A 6,633-nucleotide genomic window follows, 5' to 3' on the forward strand; every position below is an offset into this window, starting at 1 on the left:
GGATTTCCTCACCTTTTGCGGGCATTATGGTCTTGAAGCGGCGGCAACGCTTCCCACATCTATTGCCGAGGCCCGGACCGGGGCGTGCCGCAAAGCGGGCGCTGCCAATAACGCGGGCGCTTGAAAAAGGAGAGCAAGATGGACTTGAACAAGTTCACGGAGCGTGCACGGGGTTTTGTGCAGGCGGCGCAGACCATTGCGATGCGCGAGGGGCACCAGCGGCTGGTGCCGGAGCATATTCTGAAAGCTTTGATGGATGACGATCAGGGGCTGGCGAGCAACCTGATCTCCCGCGCGGGCGGTGCGCCTGCGCGCGTGGCGGAGGCGGTCGATGCGGCGGTTGCCAAGCAGCCCAAGGTGAGCGGCGACGCGGCGCAAATCTATCTGGACGGGCAGACTGCCAAGGTGCTGGATGAGGCCGCCAAGATTGCCGAGAAGGCGGGCGACAGCTTTGTGCCGGTGGAACGGCTGCTGATGGCGCTGTGCATGGTGAAGTCCAAGGCCAAGGAAGCCTTGGAGGCGGGCGAGGTTTCCGCCCAGAAGCTCAACGAGGCGATCAATGACATCCGCAAGGGGCGCACCGCCGACTCGGCCACGGCCGAGGAAGGCTATGACGCGCTGAAGAAATACGCCCGCGACCTGACCGATGCGGCGCGTGAGGGCAAGATCGACCCGATCATCGGCCGCGACGAGGAAATCCGCCGCTCGATGCAGGTGCTGTCGCGCCGGACCAAGAACAACCCGGTGCTGATTGGCGAGCCGGGTGTGGGTAAGACCGCGATTGCCGAGGGCATGGCGCTGCGCATCGTCAACGGCGATGTGCCCGAATCCCTGCGCGACAAGAAGCTGCTGGCGCTCGATATGGGGGCGCTGATCGCCGGTGCCAAATACCGCGGCGAGTTCGAGGAGCGGCTGAAGGCGGTGCTGACGGAAGTCACCGAAGCTGCGGGTGAGATCATCCTGTTCATCGATGAGATGCACACGCTGGTGGGCGCGGGCAAATCGGATGGCGCCATGGATGCGGCCAACCTGATCAAGCCGGCGCTGGCGCGCGGCGAGCTGCATTGCATCGGTGCCACCACGCTGGATGAGTACCGCAAGTACGTGGAGAAGGACGCGGCCCTGGCCCGCCGGTTCCAGCCGGTGATGATCACCGAGCCGACGGTGGAGGATACCGTCTCGATCCTGCGCGGCATCAAGGAGAAGTACGAGCTGCACCACGGGGTGCGCATCGCCGATGCGGCGCTGGTGGCGGCGGCGACGCTGTCGAACCGCTATATCACCGACCGATTCCTGCCGGACAAGGCGATCGACCTGATGGACGAGGCGGCCTCCCGCCTGCGGATGCAGGTGGATTCGAAGCCGGAGGAGCTGGATGCGCTGGACCGGCAGATCCTGCAGATGCAGATCGAGGAAGAGGCGCTGAAGCTGGAGGATGATGCCGCCTCCAAGGACCGGCTGGAGAAGCTGCAGAAGGAACTGGCCGAGCTGCAGGAGCAGTCCGCCCAGATGACCGCGCAGTGGCAGTCGGAGCGGGACAAGCTGGCCTCGGCCCGCGATCTGAAGGAGCAGCTGGACCGTGCCCGTGCGGAGCTCGACATTGCCAAGCGGGAGGGCAACCTCGCCAAGGCCGGTGAGCTGTCTTATGGCGTGATTCCGGGGCTGGAGAAGCAGCTGGCGGATGCCGAGCAGAAGGAAGAGCAGGGGCTGATGGTCGAAGAGGCCGTGCGGCCCGAGCAGATCGCCGCTGTTGTCGAGCGCTGGACCGGCATTCCGACCTCCAAGATGCTGGAGGGCGAGCGCGAGAAGCTGCTGCGCATGGAAGACGAGCTGCACCGCCGGGTGATCGGCCAGAACGCCGCTGTCACCGCGGTTGCCAATTCGGTGCGCCGGGCGCGGGCGGGTCTGAATGACGAGAACCGGCCGCTGGGGTCGTTCCTGTTCCTGGGGCCGACCGGCGTGGGTAAGACGGAGCTGACCAAGGCGGTTGCCGGGTTCCTGTTCGACGATGAGCACGCGATGGTGCGTATCGACATGTCGGAGTACATGGAGAAGCACTCGGTCGCCCGGCTGATCGGCGCGCCTCCGGGCTATGTCGGGTATGACGAGGGCGGGGCGCTGACTGAGGCCGTTCGCCGCCGCCCCTATCAGGTGGTGCTGTTCGACGAGGTCGAGAAGGCGCATCCGGATGTGTTTAACGTGCTGCTGCAGGTGCTGGATGACGGTATGCTGACCGATGGCCAGGGCCGCACCGTCGACTTCAAGCAGACGCTGATCGTGCTGACCTCGAACCTCGGCACGCAGGCGCTGAGCCAGCTGCCGGACGGGGCCGATGCCTCGGAGGCCAAGCGCGACGTGATGGATGCGGTGCGGGCCCACTTCCGGCCCGAGTTCTTGAACCGTCTGGATGAGACCATCATCTTCGACCGCCTGAACCGCGGCGACATGGACGGCATCGTCGAGATCCAGCTGGCCCGGCTGCTCAAGCGGCTGGCGGGGCGCAAGATCACCCTGGAGCTGGACGAGGCGGCCAAGACCTGGCTGGCGGATGAGGGCTATGACCCGGTGTTCGGCGCCCGGCCGCTGAAGCGGGTGATCCAGCGTGCGCTGCAGAACCCGCTGGCCGAGGCCCTGCTGGGCGGCGAGATCAAGGACGGCGACACTGTCCCGGTCTCGGCCGGCAGCGAGGGGCTGATCATCGGCGAGCGGCTGGGCACCAGCGACAAGCCGCGCCCCGATGATGCCGTGGTGCATTAAGCCGTGCATTAAACGGCCGTGCTTTAAGCGCAGGATGTGAACCGGAAAGGCCCGCCCGCTGTGGCGGGCTTTTTCATGTCTGCCCGGGCGCGCATTTTGCGGCAGGGGCGGAAAGCGCTAGACTGGCAGCTGTTCCTAGAACAGGCGCCGGTTCCATGATCCGTATCAGGCGCAGAACGGCCTTTGCCGCATTTCTCCTCGTGCTGCTGTGCGGCGCGCTGGCGGCCTATGTGCTGGACGGGCAGGCGCGCCCGGTGGAGGACATGATTGCCTGGCTGCGCAGCACAGGGGCCTGGGCGCCGCTGGCGGTGATTGTTCTGATGGTGGTGCATTCCTTTGTGCCGTTTCCGGCGGAAATCCTGGCGCTGTGTGCGGGTGCGATCTTTGGCACGCTGCTGGGGGCGGCGCTGATCTGGACCGGGGCAATGCTGGGGGCGCTGGTGGCCTTTTGGATCGCGCGCCGGCTGGGGCAGGAGACGGTCCGGGCCTGGCTGAGCGAGGCGCAGGCGCGGCAGCTGGATGTCTGGACCGATGAGCGGGGGGCGCTGGCGCTTCTGGCCGCGCGCCTGATCCCGGTGATCGCCTTTAACCTGATCAATTACGCTGCAGGTCTGACCCGGGTCCGCCTTTGGACCTTTGTATGGACCACGGCGCTGGGCATCCTGCCGGTGACGCTGCTGTCCACATGGTTTGGGGCGCAGATGCTGGATATGGACTGGCCGGTGCTGGCGGCGGTTTCAGCCGGGTTGCTGATTGTCCTGTTTGCCATGCACCGGCTGGCGCGGCCCTGGCTCTGATAGCCGGGCCGGGCGATGCGGAAGAACGCGGGTTAACTGGCCGCCGCCGCTTCCTTGGCCAGCCGCCGTTCCTGTTTCCGGCGCAGGACCTCCATGCGCGGCTCCCAGTCGTAACGGGGATCTTCGGTGGTGGCCGACCAGTAGAGCTTGCCGCCATAGCGCCAGGGGTCGAGCACGATGCCCTCGTAGATGCCGTCGCCCTTGGCGGCGATCACCGCGGTGCTGTGGTCGATGCGGAAATCGCTTTTCGGCTCGGCGATGGCGCGCAGCATCGACAGCGTCCGGAAGTTCTCCTGATTGAGGCGGGCCTGCATGTCCTCGGCGTAATGCACGCAGACGCCGCGCTCCTTGACGCCGCTATTTACCAGCGTGTTGTGAATGATCGGCGAAGTGGTGACATTATACTGCTCGGCCAAGTGGGCGGAGTAGCTGTAGGCGATCTCTGCCGCGCGGCGCGCCTCGCCCGGGTCGACCTCAGGATCCAGCGACTGCAGGGCGAGGGAAAGCTCCTCGACATTGTTCTTGGCCGCGGTGGGAGCGGTGGCGCAGCCTGCCAGCGTGGCGGCGGCCAGTATCATCAGGGAAGCAAGGAAGGATTTCATCAAGGTCTGCCCGTGCCGGAAATTCTGTTTCCGGCCAGCATAATCAAATCGGACGGGCAGTGCAGCGGGGAATTTTTGGCGGGCGGTCTATTCCTCGATCGCTTCCTTCACGATGCCGTCCAGCAGCTCCTGGATCACCTGCATCTCCCCCTCAGGGAAGGCGCGGAAGCCGATGCTGACCTCCTGCGTGTCCGGCAGCTGGGCCACGAAGATGTTGTAGGGGCAGAAAGTGATATTCATCGGGTCCGCCTCCATCACCTGGCGCGACAGCTGGGCGGAGCAGAAGGAGAACACCTGTGCGTTCTGAAACAGCACCACGTCAGAGCCGACATCGGCGCGGGTGCGCTCCAGCATCTCGCCCACGTGGCTGACGTGATCGACCACCAGCCCGCGGTTGGTGATGGCGCTTTCCAGGCCGAAGATCACATCGTCATAGGCCAGCGCCGTCGTGTGGAGCACGGCCTCCTGCGCTGCGGCGGTCTGTGCGGTGAGGGCGAGGGCGGCTGCGGCGATGTGCTTTTTCACGGGTTGTCTCCCTGTTCGGCCGCCGGGCTGGGGTGCCGGTCCGGGGCGGCCTTGTAAAACATATTTTGATGTTTGCATGGGATCGGCCATTCTGCCACCCGGAAAATTGCCGCGGTTCCTTTTTCCTGCGTCCCGCATTCATGCCCGGTGAAGGATTGGGTGTTACATTACAGGCCTCTCGCGCAGTCGTGACCGGATATGTTTTGGGTTTTGCGCACTGCGCCGTTACCCATGTGTGACAGGATAATCAGGAGACATAGATGGCAGGCCGCTGGACCAACGACTTGACCCATGCAGATGCGACCCCGGAAGCCGTGTTCTGGAACCGCCGCCGGATCATGGCCGGGCTGGCAGGCTCCGGGCTGGCTGCGGCGCTGGGCGCGCGGGCGCAGGCCGAAGGGGATCGGGCGGAAGAACTGCGGGCGCAACAGGAGCTGGAGCCCAACACCTGGGAAGAGGTGACCAGCTATTGCAACTTCTATGAGTTCGGCACCGGCAAGGGCGATCCGTCCAAATATGCGGAGCGGATGACCATTGAGCCCTGGAGCGTCACGATCGATGGCCTGGTGGACAAGCCGGGCGACTATTCGTTTGAGCAGATCCTGGAGGAGATGACGCTCGAGGAGCGCATCTACCGGTTCCGCTGTGTCGAGGCCTGGTCGATGGTGGTGCCCTGGCAGGGGTTCGAACTGGCCGACCTGCTGAACCTGGCCGGCGTGCAGGAGGACGCGAAATACGTGGCCTTCGAGACCCTCTACCGCCCGTCCGAAATGCCGGGCACCGTCTACAAGGTGCTGGACTGGCCCTACCGCGAGGGGCTGCGCCTGGATGAGGCGATGCATCCGCTGACGATCATGGCGACCGGCATCTTCGGCAAGCCGCTGCCCAACCAGAACGGCGCGCCGCTGCGGCTGGTGGTGCCGTGGAAATACGGCTTCAAATCGATCAAGTCAGTGGTGCGGATCACTCTGACCGATGAGGAGCCGCCCACCAGCTGGAACATGGCCAACCCGCGCGAATACGGTTTCTATAGTAATGTGAACCCGAATGTCTCGCATCCGCGCTGGAGCCAGGCCAGCGAGCGCCGCATCGGCGGCGGTCTGTTCGCGCGCCGCCGGCCGACGCTGATGTTCAATGGATACGAGGCCGAGGTCGCCGCCCTGTATGAGGACATGGACCTGGGCGAATATTTCTGAGGAGGCCGCGGATGGAATTTGCAAACCAGCTTCTCCGGCGCCTGCCTGTCTGGGCGGTCTACCTTCTCGGCGCGCTGCCGGCGCCCTGGCTGTTCTATCTTGGCCTGACGGGCGGCCTCGGCGTGGAGCCGATCAAGGCGCTGGAGCATGAATACGGAGAGCTGGCGCTGCAGCTTTTGATCCTGACGCTGGCCATTTCCCCGCTGCGCCGCCTGCTGGGCCTCAACCTGATGAAGTTCCGCAGGGCGGTTGGGCTGCTGTGCTTCTTTTATGTCCTGTGCCACCTGCTGGTCTGGCTAGTGCTGGATGTGCAGATCCTGGGCCAGATCCTCACCGATATTGCCAAGCGTCCTTATATCACCATTGGAATGGGCGCCTTTGTCCTGATGCTGCCGCTGGCGCTGACCTCCAACAACCTCTCGGTCCGCAAGCTCGGCCGCGCCTGGTCCCGGCTGCACCGGCTGACCTATGCCGCTGCTGTGCTGGGCGCTGTGCATTTTGTGATGGTGTCGAAGGGATTTCAGATTGAGCCGCTGATCTACCTGGGGCTGGTGCTGTTCCTGCTGGCACTGCGCCTGGCCGGCAGCCGCTGGCTGAGACAGGCATCGGGGGCGCTGGTCTCCAGCAGGACCTAGATCCGGAGTTTTTGGAATGCGTCCGAAGGGCGGCCGTTGTGCCGTCCTTTTTTGTTTTGTGGCTCTGCCCCCGGCCCTTTGGGCCTCCCCCGGGATATTTGTGGCCAGAAGAAGGGCGGAG

The 6,633-nt window shown here is 64.7% G+C and carries 6 protein-coding genes; 4 read left to right on the forward strand and 2 right to left on the reverse strand.

The features are described 5' to 3' along the window. Nucleotides 1-138 precede the first annotated feature (138 nt). Nucleotides 139-2,757, forward strand: a complete 2,619-nt coding sequence (clpB, locus tag ACFMBG_RS02120) for an ATP-dependent chaperone ClpB (RefSeq protein ID WP_421053081.1) — start codon at nt 139-141, stop codon at nt 2,755-2,757. 155 nt (nt 2,758-2,912) lie between these two features. Further along, the gene (locus tag ACFMBG_RS02125) at nt 2,913-3,554 is read left to right on the forward strand and encodes a TVP38/TMEM64 family protein (protein WP_421053082.1); all 642 of its coding nucleotides are present in this window, start codon (nt 2,913-2,915) and stop codon (nt 3,552-3,554) included. A 32-nt stretch (nt 3,555-3,586) separates the two neighbouring features. On the opposite strand, the gene ACFMBG_RS02130 is transcribed toward ACFMBG_RS02125, so the two are convergent. Both ACFMBG_RS02130 and ACFMBG_RS02135 read right to left on the reverse strand, forming a co-directional pair. Then, nucleotides 3,587-4,156: a hypothetical protein gene (locus tag ACFMBG_RS02130; RefSeq protein WP_421053083.1), complete on the reverse strand. Its 570-nt coding sequence runs from the start codon at nt 4,154-4,156 to the stop codon at nt 3,587-3,589. An 87-nt stretch (nt 4,157-4,243) separates the two neighbouring features. Next, nucleotides 4,244-4,681: a DUF302 domain-containing protein gene (locus tag ACFMBG_RS02135; protein ID WP_421053084.1), complete on the reverse strand. Its 438-nt coding sequence runs from the start codon at nt 4,679-4,681 to the stop codon at nt 4,244-4,246. Nucleotides 4,682-4,941: 260 nt separating this feature from the next. On the opposite strand from ACFMBG_RS02135, the gene msrP reads away from it, so the two are divergent. Further along, nucleotides 4,942-5,877, forward strand: a complete 936-nt coding sequence (gene msrP / locus ACFMBG_RS02140; RefSeq protein WP_421053085.1) for a protein-methionine-sulfoxide reductase catalytic subunit MsrP — start codon at nt 4,942-4,944, stop codon at nt 5,875-5,877. A gap of 11 nt (nt 5,878-5,888) precedes the next feature. Further along, on the forward strand, nt 5,889-6,512 hold the full coding sequence (gene msrQ, locus ACFMBG_RS02145; RefSeq protein ID WP_421053086.1) for a protein-methionine-sulfoxide reductase heme-binding subunit MsrQ: 624 nt from the start codon (nt 5,889-5,891) through the stop codon (nt 6,510-6,512). Nucleotides 6,513-6,633 lie beyond the last annotated feature (121 nt).

It is taken from the genome of Leisingera coralii (assembly GCF_049056525.1).
Classification (GTDB): domain Bacteria; phylum Pseudomonadota; class Alphaproteobacteria; order Rhodobacterales; family Rhodobacteraceae; genus Leisingera; species Leisingera coralii.

What these genes read in the sequence shown, in the direction of transcription:
- clpB (WP_421053081.1), top strand. Translation starts at nt 139, where the DNA reads ATGGACTTGAACAAGTTCACGGAGCGTGCACGGGGTTTTGTGCAGGCG.
- ACFMBG_RS02125 (WP_421053082.1), top strand. Translation starts at nt 2,913, where the DNA reads ATGATCCGTATCAGGCGCAGAACGGCCTTTGCCGCATTTCTCCTCGTG.
- ACFMBG_RS02130 (WP_421053083.1), bottom strand. Translation starts at nt 4,156, where the DNA reads ATGAAATCCTTCCTTGCTTCCCTGATGATACTGGCCGCCGCCACGCTG.
- msrP (WP_421053085.1), top strand. Translation starts at nt 4,942, where the DNA reads ATGGCAGGCCGCTGGACCAACGACTTGACCCATGCAGATGCGACCCCG.
- msrQ (WP_421053086.1), top strand. Translation starts at nt 5,889, where the DNA reads ATGGAATTTGCAAACCAGCTTCTCCGGCGCCTGCCTGTCTGGGCGGTC.